At 47.1% G+C, this 15613-nt stretch carries 18 protein-coding genes; 8 read left to right on the top strand and 10 right to left on the bottom strand.

From position 1 onward, the window contains the following. The first annotated feature begins 1 nt into the window (after nucleotide 1). Nucleotides 2-1057: a lipopolysaccharide core heptosyltransferase RfaQ gene (rfaQ, locus tag OGX96_RS06580; RefSeq protein WP_286582495.1), complete on the top strand. Its 1056-nt coding sequence runs from the start codon at nucleotides 2-4 to the stop codon at nucleotides 1055-1057. Continuing rightward, nucleotides 1058-2002, top strand: a complete 945-nt coding sequence (locus tag OGX96_RS06585; RefSeq protein ID WP_079934346.1) for a glycosyltransferase family 8 protein — start codon at nucleotides 1058-1060, stop codon at nucleotides 2000-2002. A 28-nt stretch (nucleotides 2003-2030) separates the two neighbouring features. Here the strand turns inward: OGX96_RS06585 and OGX96_RS06590 are convergent, their stop codons facing one another. From OGX96_RS06590 to OGX96_RS06605, 4 genes are read right to left on the bottom strand one after another with little or no spacing between them, the layout of a single operon-like run. After that, nucleotides 2031-3038, bottom strand: coding sequence for a glycosyltransferase family 8 protein (locus tag OGX96_RS06590; protein WP_136391361.1), 1008 nt, complete (start codon nucleotides 3036-3038; stop codon nucleotides 2031-2033). A gap of 48 nt (nucleotides 3039-3086) precedes the next feature. Next, nucleotides 3087-4106 carry a glycosyltransferase family 8 protein gene (locus OGX96_RS06595; RefSeq protein WP_079934348.1) on the bottom strand — a complete coding sequence of 340 codons (1020 nt, stop codon included), beginning with the start codon at nucleotides 4104-4106 and terminating at the stop codon, nucleotides 3087-3089. 30 nt (nucleotides 4107-4136) lie between these two features. Next, on the bottom strand, nucleotides 4137-4934 hold the full coding sequence (rfaP, locus tag OGX96_RS06600; RefSeq protein WP_048215298.1) for a lipopolysaccharide core heptose(I) kinase RfaP: 798 nt from the start codon (nucleotides 4932-4934) through the stop codon (nucleotides 4137-4139). Continuing rightward, complete coding sequence (locus OGX96_RS06605) at nucleotides 4927-6051, bottom strand: glycosyltransferase family 4 protein (protein ID WP_198803017.1); 1125 nt, start codon at nucleotides 6049-6051, stop codon at nucleotides 4927-4929. The genes rfaP and OGX96_RS06605 overlap by 8 nt, the downstream gene beginning before the upstream one ends. A 425-nt stretch (nucleotides 6052-6476) precedes the next feature. Here OGX96_RS06605 and waaA point away from each other — a divergent pair, with 425 nt between their 5' ends. After that, entirely contained in the window at nucleotides 6477-7754 is a 1278-nt protein-coding gene (gene waaA, locus OGX96_RS06610; protein ID WP_048237015.1) for a lipid IV(A) 3-deoxy-D-manno-octulosonic acid transferase, read from the top strand. Between the two features lie 8 nt (nucleotides 7755-7762). Further along, nucleotides 7763-8242, top strand: coding sequence for a pantetheine-phosphate adenylyltransferase (gene coaD / locus OGX96_RS06615; RefSeq protein WP_003024099.1), 480 nt, complete (start codon nucleotides 7763-7765; stop codon nucleotides 8240-8242). A gap of 38 nt (nucleotides 8243-8280) precedes the next feature. Here the strand turns inward: coaD and mutM are convergent, their stop codons facing one another. The 4 genes from mutM to radC all read right to left on the bottom strand — a co-directional run bounded on the left by mutM (nucleotide 8281) and on the right by radC (nucleotide 10555). After that, nucleotides 8281-9090: a bifunctional DNA-formamidopyrimidine glycosylase/DNA-(apurinic or apyrimidinic site) lyase gene (mutM, locus tag OGX96_RS06620; RefSeq protein ID WP_198803015.1), complete on the bottom strand. Its 810-nt coding sequence runs from the start codon at nucleotides 9088-9090 to the stop codon at nucleotides 8281-8283. 98 nt (nucleotides 9091-9188) lie between these two features. Then, nucleotides 9189-9356 carry a 50S ribosomal protein L33 gene (gene rpmG / locus OGX96_RS06625; RefSeq protein ID WP_003024094.1) on the bottom strand — a complete coding sequence of 56 codons (168 nt, stop codon included), beginning with the start codon at nucleotides 9354-9356 and terminating at the stop codon, nucleotides 9189-9191. Between the two features lie 20 nt (nucleotides 9357-9376). After that, nucleotides 9377-9613, bottom strand: coding sequence for a 50S ribosomal protein L28 (rpmB, locus tag OGX96_RS06630; RefSeq protein WP_003024071.1), 237 nt, complete (start codon nucleotides 9611-9613; stop codon nucleotides 9377-9379). 276 nt (nucleotides 9614-9889) lie between these two features. After that, nucleotides 9890-10555 (bottom strand): RadC family protein, encoded by a 666-nt coding sequence (gene radC, locus OGX96_RS06635; RefSeq protein WP_032945377.1) that lies wholly within the window; start codon nucleotides 10553-10555, stop codon nucleotides 9890-9892. A 171-nt stretch (nucleotides 10556-10726) separates the two neighbouring features. Between radC and coaBC the strand changes: the two genes are divergently transcribed. The 3 genes from coaBC to slmA all read left to right on the top strand — a co-directional run bounded on the left by coaBC (nucleotide 10727) and on the right by slmA (nucleotide 13096). Next, the gene (coaBC, locus tag OGX96_RS06640) at nucleotides 10727-11947 is read left to right on the top strand and encodes a bifunctional phosphopantothenoylcysteine decarboxylase/phosphopantothenate--cysteine ligase CoaBC (protein WP_108912454.1); all 1221 of its coding nucleotides are present in this window, start codon (nucleotides 10727-10729) and stop codon (nucleotides 11945-11947) included. Next, on the top strand, nucleotides 11925-12383 hold the full coding sequence (gene dut, locus OGX96_RS06645; RefSeq protein ID WP_003827259.1) for a dUTP diphosphatase: 459 nt from the start codon (nucleotides 11925-11927) through the stop codon (nucleotides 12381-12383). Before coaBC ends, dut begins: the two co-directional genes overlap by 23 nt. 116 nt (nucleotides 12384-12499) lie before the next feature. After that, nucleotides 12500-13096: a nucleoid occlusion factor SlmA gene (slmA, locus tag OGX96_RS06650; protein ID WP_003827257.1), complete on the top strand. Its 597-nt coding sequence runs from the start codon at nucleotides 12500-12502 to the stop codon at nucleotides 13094-13096. Nucleotides 13097-13162: 66 nt separating this feature from the next. Here slmA and pyrE read toward each other — a convergent pair whose 3' ends face one another. After that, a complete protein-coding gene (pyrE, locus tag OGX96_RS06655) occupies nucleotides 13163-13804 on the bottom strand; it encodes an orotate phosphoribosyltransferase (RefSeq protein ID WP_071444574.1) in 642 nt (213 codons plus the stop codon). A 65-nt stretch (nucleotides 13805-13869) separates the two neighbouring features. Then, the gene (gene rph / locus OGX96_RS06660) at nucleotides 13870-14586 is read right to left on the bottom strand and encodes a ribonuclease PH (RefSeq protein WP_003024054.1); all 717 of its coding nucleotides are present in this window, start codon (nucleotides 14584-14586) and stop codon (nucleotides 13870-13872) included. A 125-nt stretch (nucleotides 14587-14711) separates the two neighbouring features. On the opposite strand from rph, the gene OGX96_RS06665 reads away from it, so the two are divergent. Next, nucleotides 14712-15575, top strand: coding sequence for a YicC/YloC family endoribonuclease (locus OGX96_RS06665; protein ID WP_003024052.1), 864 nt, complete (start codon nucleotides 14712-14714; stop codon nucleotides 15573-15575). Nucleotides 15576-15613 lie beyond the last annotated feature (38 nt).

Raw genomic sequence — 15613 nt, forward strand, 5'->3', positions numbered from 1 at the left:
CATGTTTGAAAAAGTTGACCGGATTCTTATTTGCAAGCTCAAGTTTTATGGGGATGTTCTGCTAACTACGCCTGTCATTGCCAGCATTCGGGCACGTTATCCACAAGCTAAGATCGATCTGTTGCTCTATAAAGATACCAAAGCAATCTTAGCTGCCCATAAAGATATCAATAATTTTTATCTGATTGAGAAAAAGCAAGGCCTGCTGTCAACAGTGAAAAATTACCTTTCAGTACGTAAACAACTGAAGAAAAATCACTACGACCTGATCGTTAACCTCACCGAACAATGGCCGATCGGCGCTCTTATAGCGTCTTTGCGTTGCCCTTCAATTGCTTTTGAGCGCGAAAAAGATCAGTGGAACCGACTTTTTACGCGAGTAACGCCATCCATTGGAAAACATATTGTTGAACAAAATTTATCTATTCTAAAAGGTATCGGGTTTAGCGAAACAGAACTGAAGAAAGAGATGTCTCTTTGTTATCGCCCTGACGACTATCAACATTTAGTTACCCTACTCCCGGAATTGCCTTCACAAAAATATGTCGTTATTCAACCCACTGCCAGACAAGAGTTTAAATGCTGGGACGATGAAAAATTCGCGCATGTTATAGACCACCTTCATCGGTGTGGTCTGCATGTTTATCTTACCTGTGGGCCAGCGCTAAGTGAGCAGCAGCAGGTTCAGCGCATTGCTGAACTGTGTCAATCCACCCCTGATCTGACGCTGGCAGGTAAAACCACCTTTTTGCAGTTGGCTGCATTGATCGATCATGCAGTTCTGTACATTGGCGTCGATTCTGCTCCTATGCATATGGCAGCGGCGCTAAAGACACCGCAGGTCTGCCTGTTTGGCGCCACCAATTATCAACAGTGGAAGCCATGGTCAGATAAAGCTTTATTGATTTGGGCTGGCGATTATCATCCAATGCCTTCTCGAGATAAACTCGACAGATCTAAAAAATATCTAACATGGATACCGGAGCAAGCTGTGATTGACGCTATCGATAAGGTACTTCATGATAGTGACAATATAAAAGGTAATGAGAAAGCATAAATGGACAGCAAAAAAAACGTTATTAACATTGCTTACTGTACAGATGCCAATTATCTGGAATATGTAGCAGTGTCCATTATGTCTGTCATAATGAACAACCCGGGGCAAGATCTGTCATTCTTCGTCTTTGTCTATGACGTTACAGATGAAGAAATCAATAAACTGCGTTCTACCAGTGATAAAATTCAGGTTATCAATATCGATAAGGAAGAGATTGAAAAGTATAACAATGACTTTGCAATCAAACACCTGAACCGTTCAATCTATATGCGATTAGCGGTCCCACGACTGCTTAGGGATAAGGTAGAGTCTTTTATCTATTTAGATGCAGACACACTGTGCTTCGACAGCATTCATGAAATTAATAACATCGACATTAGTGAAGTTATTTGTGCCGTCAGTCATGATTCGCTTGATAATAGTAGCAACAAAAATGCGAAACGATTAAATTTAACGACAGATTTTTATTTCAACTCCGGATTTATGTATATTAATATCAAAAAATGGACTGAACATAATATTGAAATAAAAGCCAACCAAATATTGTTCGATCGGGTCAAAAATCTCCCTTATCCGGATCAAGATGCTCTGAACATTGCTATTAATGGCAATGTTAAATTTATTGATAACAAATGGAATTTTTTATTTAACTGGTTTACTGAACAACAGAAAGAGACCTTCTTTTTTCAAAAAGATACTCTACCACGTATTATCCATTTCACCGGTGGAAGGAAACCCTGGTATAAAGAACACACTGGGCTTTCACAGCAACTTTATCTTTTCTACCATCATTTCACGCCATGGCGAAATACTGAACTACGGTCTTATGCTCCACGTATGAGGCCTACTGATTATCGTGTTTACTCACGTCAGGAAGCCCAAAAGGGAAATTACTATGCCTCTCTCAAATGGTATATGAAATACCTTAAGACTAAATTACGTTAATAAAAAACTCCCTTACGGGAGTTTTTTATTATTTTTTTAATTTTTCACGCAAATAACCAATATAACTGATTACTGAGGCGAAATACTTCCCTTGTAACCTTTCATGGCGTGACTTCTTTTTGTACTGTTTTGGCGTTCTGGCAGGTAGCAGTGGAACTGTCGCCCACGGAGAAGCCTTCCAGGCTTCAACAAAGTACTGTGCTGAAGGATAGTTAGCCCATGAATTCCAGGGTTTAGTTACACCAACATAATGAATAAGAATAGTGTCATTGGTGATGTATTCTTTATATCGAGAAGTGTCTTTACTCTTTAACTCTTGTTTAATGCCATATATTGCATCGTAGATTCTAGGTAGAAAAATGGTTTTCCCTAAAAACATAATATTCAAAACATCCTGATCAAGAAACGCAAATTTCTTGGTTTTGTCCAACAGAATAGAAAATGCTTTAGCGAAAAACTGTTGTTCCTTCCACTTCTTTAAATTAGCAAAAATAACACCAGCATTAAAATATTGCTCAACAAATTCCGGAACGTTAAGTCGAGTGGCAGCATATGAACGACTGTCATCAATATCTTGAATAACTGCAGCCACATGATGCTCAAACTGAATTTTTGTTAATTCAATCAACGACCCTTTACATACCACATCGGCATCTATATATAATAAATTATCAATTTTTTCACTAAGATACTCAAATGCAATAAACCTAAAATAGGTCGCATAAGACCACGCATTCCCGCATGGCAAAACCTTTAATCCTTCAGCATTCATCACATAAACAGTTATATTCGTTGAATACTGCTTTGCTAATATTTCTAATTTTTGCTGATAGTCTGAGTCAATATAATCAGTAAAAAGATGAAAATGAATATTGATATCTTGATTATGTAGTAAAACGGACGACATCGAAACCGCCGCGCCAAACATAAAGTTCTGATCAACCCCCCAGGCGATATTGAGCTGTGGTTTTTGTTCTTTTGGAGCACCAAAGAACTCAATGGTATCCTTGATAGACTGATGACAATCAAAATTCATGTACTACACCTTTTCAATATGCTATCTGACAATTATATGCACAACTAACTAGTGTGACCGTACGTTATGTAGTTTATTTTTTATATACATTACATGACTAAGCACCGAACGGATATATTTACGTTGTGCCCTTTCATGCCGTGACTTGCGTTTATATAGTTTTGCCGTATTTGCATTTAATAAAGATTTTTCCGCCCATGCTGATTTTTTATAGGCATCTATAAAAAACTTGGCTACCGGGTATTTGGCCCATGAATGCCATGGCTTAGTAACACCGACATAGTGTATTAATACCGTATTATCGGTGATGAAATTCTGATATAGTTTATCATTCTTATTTTTCAATTCCTGATCAACACCATAAATACAGTTAAAATCTCTTCTCAGGAAAATAACATTACCGACAAACAAGATGTTCAGCACATCCTGATCAAAATAAAGAAGCTCTTTTTGACGTTTGTCTAAAATGGAAAATGCTTTAGTCAACAACTGCTGTTCACGCCACACTTCGAGATTGGCAAATACCACGCCAGAGTTAAAGTAACCGTTACTCAGTTCAGGAATGCCGAGCCTGTTGCCGGATTTAATACGCACATCATCGATATCATTGATGACAGCCGCATATTCCCCACAGAAATTAATCTCCGTAAGCTCTTGCAATGAACCTTTACAGATAACATCGGCATCAAGATACAGTACAGAGCTTAGCTCCGTACTTAAATATTCAAATGCAAGATAACGATAGTACATCGCATAAGTCCATGATTTCGTACTCGGTAGTTCACGAAATACCGCGTTATCGAACACAAGAACCGTCACAGTCGTACTATACATTTGGGTCAGGCGTTTTACACTCTCCAGATAATCGTCATCTATATAGTCTGTTGCTATATAAAAGTGAATATCAATATCAGGGTTATTCACTAATACTGAGGTCATTGAAATGCCAGAACCAAATAAAAAATTACGGTCGACACCATACGCAACACTTAGTTTTTTACTCTTCTCATGCGTAGAGCTGTCTATGACGTGTTTTTGAATAACTAGCTTCTGGAAATCAATGTTCATAATAAAATGGCCTCAAACTTTATATGTGATTTATAGCGCTTTTCTTATTGTTCTTCGTCTTATTTTTTGCGCTTTTGTGACAGCCTGTTCAAACAACCTGACTTCCTGACGAAAGATTTCACGTAGTGGCATCGAAAAATAGACACGTAAAAAACGGTAGATATCTCTGGACGTCAGACCGATCTCAAGTGAAGAGAAATAGAGTCCGATCAAGTCCTTGTCTCGCCAGCGGCGCGGTACATGTTGACGAATTTGTGCACGATGCAGATCGATTACGGAAAGTTTGATATCCGCAATATTTTCTGGCATCGGTTGTTGGAGTAAAAAATGGCAAATATAGCAATCCCGATGATTTACTCCACCCCGATGCATTTTACCCACCATTTCTGCCACACGGGTAATAATGGTCCGTTTTAATACAAAATCAGGACGCTCAACTCCCCACCCGGCACAAAAATCTTCAAGGCTGATGGCGGGAGAAAGGTCCTCAGTGATGATAAACGAGGTTCGCTCTAACGGATTCAGACCTTTTTGACCAAATGCAACCCCTGTCATAGTATCAACATTCAGTTCTTTTAAGCGGTGAATCGCCAGCCACTCACGGTCGGCACCCAGTACAGGCATACGCAGAGATATAAGGTTCTTCACCACTTCTTTAAGCGTGGTTCCATGATGATATTTAAGAAAATAACCCTTTCCCATCATCTCAAAACGTAGGGTACGCCGTGTTTCCAGAGCGCGAAAAACCTCACCATCCAGCTTAGTGACTTCAGTAAACGGGTCTTTTCCTTGCCACTGCGTGGCAAATGGTTCTTTTAATTCAATCATTCTTAGGACCTAAAATGATATCTGCAGCTTTATCTGCCAGGCTGTAGAGATCTTCTGTATCAGCAAAATGCCGCGCGTTCCCGGCCCAACGACTTCTCTGCTCATTATTTTGCAGCGCATCGAAAAGTGCTGTATTCAGATTTTCCTGCTCAAAAGGTTCAGGAATCACCACCCCACATTGTGCGGCGTTGATATAACCCGCATAGCCGCAAACTTCGGTAGTTAATACCGGTAGCCCGGCAACTACAGCTTCTAGTAAGACAATACCGGCAGCTTCCTGTACAGCGGGGTGAAGTAATAAATCAGCAGCAGACATCAATTCTGCGACATCGTCTCGCCCCGAGAAGAACTGCACTTGTTCTTCAACCCCCAATTGACGAGCCTGAGCGCGATAGCGATCGGCCTTATCCTGACCAACAACCATCAATCGCGTGCGGTGGCGGATGACATCAGGCAAAGAAGCCAACGCCTGTAATGTTCTTGGCACACCTTTGCGTTTGAAATCGGAACCTACCTGTAAGAGTAAGTACTGATCGAGACCAATACCGTTTTTTTCTCTGACAACCTGCCGGCTGTTTTCAGGTTGTTGGCTGTACTTTCGGTCAGGATAAATTCCTGGTGGCAGGATACAAAAATGCTGGCTCTCAGTTTGGTAATGATGTTTGAAGTCACCAATTTGCTTATCGGTTAACATCAAAAGCGTAGTGCCGGCACCCTGCTGAAATACGGCTTTTTCAAATGCAGAATAGTGTCGGTACCTGCGAGTCAATTTGTAGAAAAAGCCTTTCTCGCGGGCGACCTTTTCTGCATAGCAAACGTCCGCAGCGTAATACACATCCAACCCAGGCATTTTATTAAAACCAACGACACGATCGACGGGATGTTGAGTTAAATAATTCTGAACCCACTGATAATATTGCTCGTTTTTCCCATGATTCGTTCTGGATGTGACGGGGACGAGTATAATCTCCAGCCCTTTCGGACGCTCGCCCTGCCATGACTGGGTAAATACCTGAACATGATGGCCACGAGAAGCAACCGTCAGCGCTACCCGCAAGAAATCACGTTGTAACCCACCATAGGGAAAATACTTGTACAAACAAAAAGCAATATTCATGCATTAATATCCGCATCGCGTCGCCAGGCATGTCAGGTTTGAAGCATCAGAATCGTGTAATCCTTGCCTAAAGCATCCAAAGATGACTTTCTGAGCTTTCGAAACGTTTCTGCCCGCTAGCTACCTGAAATTGCGCAGTAGTATATCATTTATTATCACGCATTCCGAAATGAATATTTTTTGAACAAAATACAAAATAAGCCATGAAAAACATATAGATAAAAAAAGAAACCAGTTCATCAGAAAACGTACACCGCACAAGAGGTTAAGACATATAAATGCGGCCATGTGCATTTTTGAAATAGCCATCAGCGAAATCGGTCCCTCATCAATTCCATCGTTTTGATACAACCTGGATAAAAATGATGGTAAAGCCATAGTTAAATACATAGAATCCCCAGCACATTCATAAGTCAGCTACCATTATGCTCGAATTGCTTTACACCGCCCTTTTCTACCTTATTCAGCCTTTGATCTGGATACGGCTTTGGGTGCGCGGACGTAAGGCTCCGGCCTACCGTAAACGCTGGGGCGAACGCTACGGCTTTTATCGCCGCCCGCTAAAACCTGGCGGCATCATGCTTCATTCGGTTTCTGTGGGCGAAACGCTGGCTGCAATCCCATTAGTTCGCGCTCTGCGACATCGTTATCCCGACTTGCCGATCACGGTAACCACCATGACGCCAACCGGTTCCGAGCGCGTACAATCTGCTTTTGGCACTGACGTTCAGCACATTTATTTACCATACGATTTACCGGATGCCCTGAACCGTTTTCTGAATAAAGTTGACCCCAAACTGGTGTTAATTATGGAAACCGAGCTGTGGCCAAATCTGATCGCGGCACTCCATAAGCGCCACATTCCTCTGGTCATTGCCAACGCACGTCTTTCTGCTCGTTCAGCCGCTGGTTATGCGAAATTAGGTAAATTTGTTGGCAGACTACTGCGTCGAATTACGTTGATTGCCGCACAAAACGAAGAAGATGGCGCACGTTTTATTACGCTTGGCGCCAGAAGCAATCAAGTCACCGTTACTGGCAGCCTGAAGTTTGATATATCCGTCACACCGCAACTGGCCGCAAAAGCGGTGACATTACGTCGTCAATGGGCGCCTCACCGCCCGGTATGGATTGCAACCAGCACCCACGACGGTGAAGAAAGCATCATCATTGCCGCTCATCAGGCGTTATTAAATCAGTTCCCGAATCTTTTATTGATTCTGGTTCCCAGACATCCAGAACGGTTCCCGGATGCCATTAACCTCGTACGCCAGGCTGGACTAAGCTATACCACTCGTTCTTCGGGTGAAGTTCCGTCATCAGGTACTCAGGTTGTGATCGGCGATACCATGGGTGAGCTGATGTTGCTGTATGGCATTGCCGACCTTGCTTTTGTCGGCGGTTCACTGGTTGAACGTGGTGGACACAACCCGCTGGAAGCGGCAGCGCATGCTATTCCGGTGTTGATGGGACCACATACGTTTAATTTTAAAGATATTTGCGCCCGTCTCGAACAGGCAAGCGGATTGATCACCGTCACCGACGCAACTACGCTGGTGAAAGAGGTCTCTTCCTTACTGACCGATGCAGATTATCGTAATTTTTATGGCCGTCACGCAGTTGAAGTTCTGTATCAAAATCAGGGCGCGCTACAGCGTCTGCTGCAACTGCTGGAACCTTACCTGCCACCCAAAACGCATTGAGGCAAGTCATGCAAAAACGGGCGATTTATCCAGGAACCTTTGATCCTATTACTAACGGCCACCTCGATATCGTGACGCGTGCGACAAGCATGTTTGATCACGTGATTCTGGCGATTGCCGCAAGCCCCAGTAAAAAGCCGATGTTTACTCTGGAAGAGCGCGTTGAGCTGGCACAACAGGCAACGGCGCATCTTGGCAATGTGGAAGTGCTGGGATTCAGCGATCTGATGGCAAACTTTGCCCGTGATAATCAGGCGAACATTCTGATCCGTGGCCTGCGCGCGGTAGCCGATTTTGAGTATGAAATGCAGCTGGCTCATATGAACCGCCACCTCATGCCACAGCTGGAAAGCGTTTTTCTGATGCCATCTAAAGAGTGGTCATTTATCTCATCGTCACTGGTGAAAGAAGTTGCCCGCCACCAGGGTGACGTGACGCACTTTTTGCCGGAAAACGTCCATCAGGCGTTAATGAGTAAACTGAAGTAATGCACCAGGCCGGATGCAGCATCCGGCCAGCAATGACACTATTTCTGACAGCGACGGCAATAGAACGTTGTACGCTGGGCGTGTTTTTTCGCAACAATCGGTGCGCCGCATGCACGACACGGTTCACCTTCTCTCCCATAGACCTGCAGCTCCTGGGCAAAATAGCCAGGCTTACCGTCACTTTGCAGAAAGTCCTTCAGCGTCGTCCCACCCTGCTCGATAGAACGCAGCAACACCGCCTTGATAACGCGTACCAGCAATTCACACTCATCTTTCGACAGTGATGACGCAAGACGGTCAGGATGAATCCCAGCCGCAAATAGCGACTCGCTGGCGTAGATATTACCCACACCCACCACCAGTTTGTTATCCATCAGCCAGGGTTTAATCGCCGTTTTCTTCTTCGCACATTTCTGCTGTAGATAATTGGCGTTGAAATCATCGCTCAGCGGCTCAGGGCCAAGATGAGCGAGGACATTATGTCCATCCAGTTCTTTAGTCCACAGCCAAGCGCCAAAGCGGCGGGGATCGGTATAACGCAGAACTTTGCCGTTGCTCATCACTAAGTCAACGTGGTCGTGCTTGTCTGCCGGAAGCTCTTCAGGAAGGATACGCAAGCTACCCGACATCCCCAGATGAATGATTATCCAGCCATCCGCCAGTTCTAGCAGCAGGTATTTCGCGCGCCGCTGTACGCTGAGGACAGGTTGATCACTCAGACGATAGATTTCCTCAGATACTGGCCAACGCAAACGACCGTTACGCACCGTCGCGTGCATAATCGTTGCCCCCACCAGATGCGGCTCAATACCACGGCGGCTGGTTTCGACTTCAGGTAATTCAGGCATAGTATCTCCGGCGGTATGTCAGGTCTCATTAATATGGGGACGGCCAGAAAACAAAAAACCCCGCCGAGGCAGGGTTTTTCTTTACATCAAAACGAAAATTATTTGATTTTCGCTTCTTTGTATAAAACGTGCTGACGAACAACTGGATCGAACTTTTTCAGTTCCAGTTTTTCCGGCTTAGTACGTTTGTTCTTCGTAGTGGTATAGAAGTGACCAGTACCAGCAGAAGAAACCAGCTTGATTTTCTCACGAATACCTTTAGCCATGATTTATTTCCTCTTAGTACTTAGTACTTTTCGCCACGGGCACGCAGTTCAGACAGAACTGTTTCGATGCCTTTCTTATCAATAACACGCATACCTTTAGCAGATACACGCAGGGTGACAAAACGCTTCTCGCTCTCAACCCAAAAACGGTGAGAGTGCAGGTTAGGCAGGAAACGGCGTTTAGTCGCGTTCAGTGCGTGGGAACGGTTGTTACCGGTCACCGGACGCTTGCCAGTAACTTGGCAGACTCGGGACATGTCTATTCTCCAAAAATCAAATTAGCTCGAGCTTCGTATGGGGTATTGGCGCCTCGTCAGGCTTCTCAGCCCGGTTATCGCAGTTCAATACACTTAATCTTTCAATGTTGCCTCGTCATTGGACGCAACAAGAATGATTTTGCGTATTTGCGAACTCTCGATTGCCAGGCCCAAATGCCAAACCCGAGATTCTCAAAGGTGGCGTAGTATACGCTGAGTCAGCGATGTGCTCAAGTCCCGAACAGACAAAGATCCCGATGGATCGCGTAAAGTGCGTTAAATCCAACCGCGTTCCGCAAAAGAAACGTACTCTCCGCGCCCAATGACCAGATGATCAAGCACCCGGATATCCATGAACTGACAGCATTTCACAACACGCTCGGTGATGAGTTTATCTGCTTTACTCGGCTCTGCACACCCCGAAGGGTGATTATGCGCAAGGATCACCGCAGAAGCATTCATTTTTATCGCTTCACGGACAATTTCTCTCGGATGCACCTCGACATGGCTAAGCGTACCGGAAAAAAGTTTGCTGTGTTTAATCACGCGATGTTGAGAATCCATAAAGATCACCAGAAAGATCTCGCGTTCCTCTTGCGAAAGCTGACTTTGCAGAAATTCACGCGCCATTTCCGGACTAAGTAGAGCACGCTCCTCTATCACTCGCACGTTGTAGTAGCGTCTTGCCAGCTCCGCAATCCCCTTCAACTGCGCGTACTTCGCGATACCGATTCCCTGAACATAGCTAAAATCCATGTAATCAGCAGACAACAGGCCATACAGCGACTCAAAATGCTGAAGCATCTCTTTCGCCAGCGTAAGCACATCTTTACCCTGCATGCCGGTACGTAAAAAAAGAGCCAAAAGCTCAACATCGGTCAGAGAACTGGCCCCCTGCGCCAATAGCTTTTCCCGGGGCATCATACTTCCTGTATTTTCCATGCTTCTCCCTCCTCTCGCGTCCGCATAGTGGCATAACACCGACGGTGATTCGACGCGTTGTTTTCACTTCTTCGTAGCGCCTCGCAAAGTGGAGCACGGTCAAAAGCACGACAAATTGCGGATTGTGATAAAATATCCGCCTTCTGGTGAAACCCAACAGGAAAGATCATGATGAGCCTGGCCGGTAAAAAAATCGTACTTGGCGTCAGTGGCGGTATTGCTGCGTACAAGACCCCTGAGTTGGTGCGTCGTTTACGGGAACGCGGCGCTGACGTCCGCGTGGCGATGACCGAAGCGGCAAAAGCATTTATTACTCCCCTGAGTTTACAGGCGGTTTCAGGTTATCCCGTTTCCGACAGCCTGCTTGACCCCGCAGCCGAAGCCGCGATGGGCCACATTGAGCTGGGAAAATGGGCCGATTTGGTCATCCTGGCACCCGCTACAGCAGACCTGATTGCTCGTGTCGCCGCAGGTATGGCCAACGACCTGGTGTCAACGATTTGTCTGGCAACGCCTGCTCCTGTTGCTGTACTGCCAGCCATGAACCAGCAGATGTACCGCGCTGCCGCGACCCAGCACAATCTGGGTATTCTTGCCTCACGCGGTTTGCTCATTTGGGGTCCTGACAGCGGTAGTCAGGCATGTGGTGATATCGGCCCTGGACGTATGCTGGATCCGTTAACGATTGTGGATATGGCGGCAGAACATTTTTCACCTGTCAACGATCTGCAACATCTCAACATCATGATTACGGCGGGTCCGACGCGTGAACCGCTTGATCCCGTGCGTTATATTTCCAACCACAGTTCCGGGAAGATGGGGTTTGCGATCGCGGCCGCTGCCGCAAAGCGCGGGGCAAACGTCACACTGGTATCGGGTCCGGTTTCGTTATCCACACCACCATTTGTTCAACGGGTTGATGTGATGACCGCGCTGGAAATGGAAGCCGCTGTGCAGTCTACGGTGCAACAACAGCATATTTTTATCGGCTGCGCTGCAGTCGCTGATTATCGCGCTGAAACTGTCGCCCACGAAAAAATAAAAAAACAAGCGACGCAGGGCGATGAATTAACAGTAAAAATGGTCAAAAATCCGGACATTATCGCCGGTGTTGCCGCACTGGATGTTAACCGTCCTTTTGTCGTTGGGTTTGCCGCCGAAACAAATAATGTGGAAGAATATGCCCGGCAAAAACGCATCCGCAAAAACCTTGATGTGATCTGTGCGAACGACGTTTCGCTGTCAACTCAAGGGTTTAACAGCGATAGCAACGCATTACACCTTTTTTGGCAGGATGGAGACAAAGTCTTACCGCTTGAGCGTAAAGAACTCCTGGGCCAATTATTACTCGACGAGATCGTGACCCGTTATGATGAAAAAAATCGACGTTAAGATTCTGGACCCGCGCGTAGGGCAACAATTTCCGCTCCCGACGTACGCCACTTCTGGTTCTGCCGGACTTGACCTGCGTGCTTGTCTTGATGACGCCGTAGAGCTGGCGCCGGGCGCAACAACGCTGGTGCCAACCGGGTTAGCTATCCACATTGCCGATCCTTCTCTGGCAGCGGTAATGCTCCCTCGCTCCGGGCTGGGCCATAAGCACGGTATCGTGCTGGGCAATCTGGTTGGTTTGATTGATTCCGACTACCAGGGCCAACTGATGGTGTCCGTCTGGAACCGTGGTCAGGACAGCTTCACTATTGAGCCGGGCGAACGTATCGCGCAGATGGTATTTGTACCGGTCGTGCAGGCTGAATTTAATCTGGTGGAAGAGTTTGAAGCCACCGATCGTGGCGAAGGTGGCTTCGGCCATTCCGGGCGCAAGTAACCCGCAGAAAAGCATCCCATAGCGTAATAACGCAATAACACACCGCAAACAACAGTTTGCGGTCGCTGTGTGGATGCCTGCCTGGCAAGAGCTTATTTTCAGGGGTATTTTGTAACATGGTAGAAAAGCAAACTGCGAAAAGGAATCGTCGCGAAGAAATACTTCAGTCTCTGGCACTGATGCTTGAGTCCAGCGATGGTAGCCAACGCATCACCACAGCAAAGCTGGCAGCCTCAGTTGGCGTATCCGAAGCGGCATTGTATCGCCATTTCCCCAGCAAGACCCGTATGTTCGATAGCCTGATTGAGTTTATCGAAGATAGTCTGATTACGCGTATCAATCTGATTTTGAAAGATGAAAAAGACACCAACGCGCGTCTGCGTCTGATCGTTCTGCTGATTTTAGGGTTTGGTGAGCGTAATCCAGGCCTGACACGAATTCTGACCGGACACGCGTTGATGTTCGAGCAAGACCGTCTGCAAGGTCGCATTAACCAACTTTTTGAGCGCATTGAAGCGCAGTTGCGCCAGGTTCTGCGAGAAAAAAGAATGCGTGAAGGTGAAGGCTACACCGTGGATGAAACGCTGCTGGCCAGCCAGTTACTGGCTTTCTGCGAAGGTATGCTGTCCCGGTTTGTGCGTAGCGAATTTAAATACCGCCCAACGGATGATTTTGACACCCGCTGGCCGTTGGTTGCCGCTCAATTGCAGTAGCGATTTCGTCTTGTCCGGCCTACGGGGTTACGTAGGCCGGACAAGCGCAGCGCCATCCGGCAGTTCTTAAACTCCGTACGCTTCGCGATAGGCCCGTACTGCCACCAGATGCTCCGCCATCTCTGGTTTCTCTTCCAGATACGCAATCAGATCTTTCAGGGTAATGATAGAAATCACCTTGCAGCCATAATCGCGTTCCACTTCCTGAATCGCGGAAACCTCGCCGCGACCGCGTTCCTGACGATCGAGAGAAATCAGTACCCCCGCCAGAGTGGCGCCATTCGCCTGGATAATTTCCATCGACTCACGAATCGCCGTACCTGCGGTGATAACATCATCCACCAGCATCACGCGTCCCTCTAGTGCGCTACCGACCAGATTCCCGCCTTCACCGTGGGTCTTCGCCTCTTTACGGTTAAAGCAGTACGGCAAATCTTTATCGTGGTGTTCCGCCAGCGCAACGGCCGTTGTGGTCGCAATCGGAATACCTTTGTAGGCAGGGCCAAACAGCAAATCGAACTCAATACCGGAATCCACCAGCGCTTCGGCATAAAAACGGCCTAACAGTGCCAGGTCGCGCCCGGTATTAAACAGCCCGGCGTTGAAGAAATAGGGGCTTTTGCGCCCGGATTTCAGCGTAAATTCGCCAAACTTTAGTACCTGCTTGCTAAGCGCAAACTCAATAAACTGGCGCTGATACGGTTTCATGGATTCGCTCCTCATCTCACTTTATTACAGACAAAAAAAAGGCGACTCATCAGTCGCCTTTAAAATCAATTTTCTAACGCCGCCTTCTGCGTCGCTACAATGGATTCGATTCCCCCTCGGGCCAATGCCAGTAGGGTGAGAAGTTCTTCATGGCTGAACGGTTCGCCTTCCGCCGTACCCTGAACCTCTATAATGCGACCGTCCTCAGTCATCACTACGTTCATGTCGGTTTCAGCAGCAGAGTCTTCAACGTACTCAAGGTCACAGAGTGCTTCACCGTTCACAATGCCCACGGAAACCGCGGCGACCATCCCTTTCATCGGGTTAGTTTTCAGCTTACCGCTCGCCACCAGCTTGTTCAGCGCATCAGCCAACGCAACGCATGCGCCGGTAATTGATGCGGTGCGCGTACCGCCATCGGCCTGAATAACATCGCAGTCCAGCGTAATTGTGAATTCGCCGAGCGTTTTCAGGTCAACAGCTGCGCGCAGCGCGCGGGCGATCAGACGCTGGATTTCCATGGTACGACCGCCCTGCTTACCTTTTGCCGCTTCACGGGCGTTACGGGTGTGCGTAGCGCGTGGCAGCATGCCATATTCTGCGGTGATCCAGCCCTGGCCCTGACCTTTCAGAAAACGCGGTACGCCTTCATCAATAGAGGCGGTACACAGCACTTTGGTATCACCAAATTCGACCAGCACGGAGCCTTCAGCGTGTTTTGTATAATTACGGGTCAGGGTGACGGGACGCACCTGATTGGCACTACGACCTGCTGGACGCATGATAAAATCTCCGGCTTGAAACGAATGTAGCTGCGCATTATACGGACTTCCGACTGTTATTCCTATCCTGACAAGACGCGGATGGCTATAATCCTCCCATCTCATCTTTAAAAACAGGAACGTCTATGATCCGCAGCATGACCGCCTACGCCCGGCGTGAAATCAAGGGTGAATGGGGTAGCGCCACCTGGGAAATGCGCTCGGTAAACCAGCGTTATCTGGAAACTTATTTTCGCCTGCCGGAGCAGTTCCGTAGTCTCGAACCCGTTGTTCGCGAACGTATTCGCACTCGTCTGACGCGCGGTAAAGTCGAATGTACGCTGCGTTTTGAGCCTGATGCCAGCGCGCAAGGCGAGCTGATTCTGAATGAAAAACTCGCTAAACAGCTCGTTAGCGCTGCTAACTGGGTCAAAATGCAGAGCGATGAAGGTGAAATCAACCCGGTTGATATCCTGCGCTGGCCAGGCGTAATGGCTGCCCAGGAGCAGGATCTGGACGCCATTGCCGCCGAAATCCTCGCCGCGCTTGACGGTACGCTGGATGACTTCATCGTTGCGCGTGAAACCGAAGGTCAGGCGCTGAAGGCGCTGATCGAGCAGCGTCTGGAAGGCGTCAGTGCTGAAGTCACAAAAGTGCGTGCTCATATGCCGGAAATCCTGCAATGGCAGCGCGAGCGTCTGGTAGCCAAACTGGAAGACGCCCAGGTGCAGTTGGAAAATAACCGCCTTGAGCAAGAGCTGGTGCTGATGGCGCAACGTATCGATGTGGCGGAAGAATTAGATCGCCTGGAAGCCCACGTCAAAGAAACCTACAACATTCTGAAGAAAAAAGAGGCGGTTGGCCGTCGTCTGGACTTCATGATGCAGGAATTCAACCGTGAGTCGAACACTCTGGCATCGAAGTCTATCAATGCCGAAGTGACGAATTCCGCGATTGAACTGAAGGTACTGATCGAGCAAATGCGCGAGCAGATTCAGAATATCGAGTAAGCAACCATTCTACGTAGCCCGCCAATAAATGGCGAGGC

Source organism: Citrobacter sp. Cpo100 (assembly GCF_030332595.1).
GTDB classification, from domain to species: domain Bacteria; phylum Pseudomonadota; class Gammaproteobacteria; order Enterobacterales; family Enterobacteriaceae; genus Citrobacter; species Citrobacter portucalensis.

Bases quoted from the DNA above. Each gene is read 5' to 3' on its own strand.
- coaBC (WP_108912454.1), top strand. From the start codon at position 10,727: ATGAGCCTGGCCGGTAAAAAAATCGTACTTGGCGTCAGTGGCGGTATT.
- pyrE (WP_071444574.1), bottom strand. From the start codon at position 13,804: ATGAAACCGTATCAGCGCCAGTTTATTGAGTTTGCGCTTAGCAAGCAG.
- waaA (WP_048237015.1), top strand. From the start codon at position 6,477: ATGCTCGAATTGCTTTACACCGCCCTTTTCTACCTTATTCAGCCTTTG.
- rpmG (WP_003024094.1), bottom strand. From the start codon at position 9,356: ATGGCTAAAGGTATTCGTGAGAAAATCAAGCTGGTTTCTTCTGCTGGT.
- rfaP (WP_048215298.1), bottom strand. From the start codon at position 4,934: ATGATTGAATTAAAAGAACCATTTGCCACGCAGTGGCAAGGAAAAGAC.
- OGX96_RS06665 (WP_003024052.1), top strand. From the start codon at position 14,712: ATGATCCGCAGCATGACCGCCTACGCCCGGCGTGAAATCAAGGGTGAA.
- dut (WP_003827259.1), top strand. From the start codon at position 11,925: ATGATGAAAAAAATCGACGTTAAGATTCTGGACCCGCGCGTAGGGCAA.
- OGX96_RS06590 (WP_136391361.1), bottom strand. From the start codon at position 3,038: ATGAATTTTGATTGTCATCAGTCTATCAAGGATACCATTGAGTTCTTT.
- mutM (WP_198803015.1), bottom strand. From the start codon at position 9,090: ATGCCTGAATTACCTGAAGTCGAAACCAGCCGCCGTGGTATTGAGCCG.
- OGX96_RS06605 (WP_198803017.1), bottom strand. From the start codon at position 6,051: ATGAATATTGCTTTTTGTTTGTACAAGTATTTTCCCTATGGTGGGTTA.
- rph (WP_003024054.1), bottom strand. From the start codon at position 14,586: ATGCGTCCAGCAGGTCGTAGTGCCAATCAGGTGCGTCCCGTCACCCTG.
- radC (WP_032945377.1), bottom strand. From the start codon at position 10,555: ATGGAAAATACAGGAAGTATGATGCCCCGGGAAAAGCTATTGGCGCAG.
- coaD (WP_003024099.1), top strand. From the start codon at position 7,763: ATGCAAAAACGGGCGATTTATCCAGGAACCTTTGATCCTATTACTAAC.
- OGX96_RS06585 (WP_079934346.1), top strand. From the start codon at position 1,058: ATGGACAGCAAAAAAAACGTTATTAACATTGCTTACTGTACAGATGCC.
- rpmB (WP_003024071.1), bottom strand. From the start codon at position 9,613: ATGTCCCGAGTCTGCCAAGTTACTGGCAAGCGTCCGGTGACCGGTAAC.
- rfaQ (WP_286582495.1), top strand. From the start codon at position 2: ATGTTTGAAAAAGTTGACCGGATTCTTATTTGCAAGCTCAAGTTTTAT.
- slmA (WP_003827257.1), top strand. From the start codon at position 12,500: ATGGTAGAAAAGCAAACTGCGAAAAGGAATCGTCGCGAAGAAATACTT.
- OGX96_RS06595 (WP_079934348.1), bottom strand. From the start codon at position 4,106: ATGAACATTGATTTCCAGAAGCTAGTTATTCAAAAACACGTCATAGAC.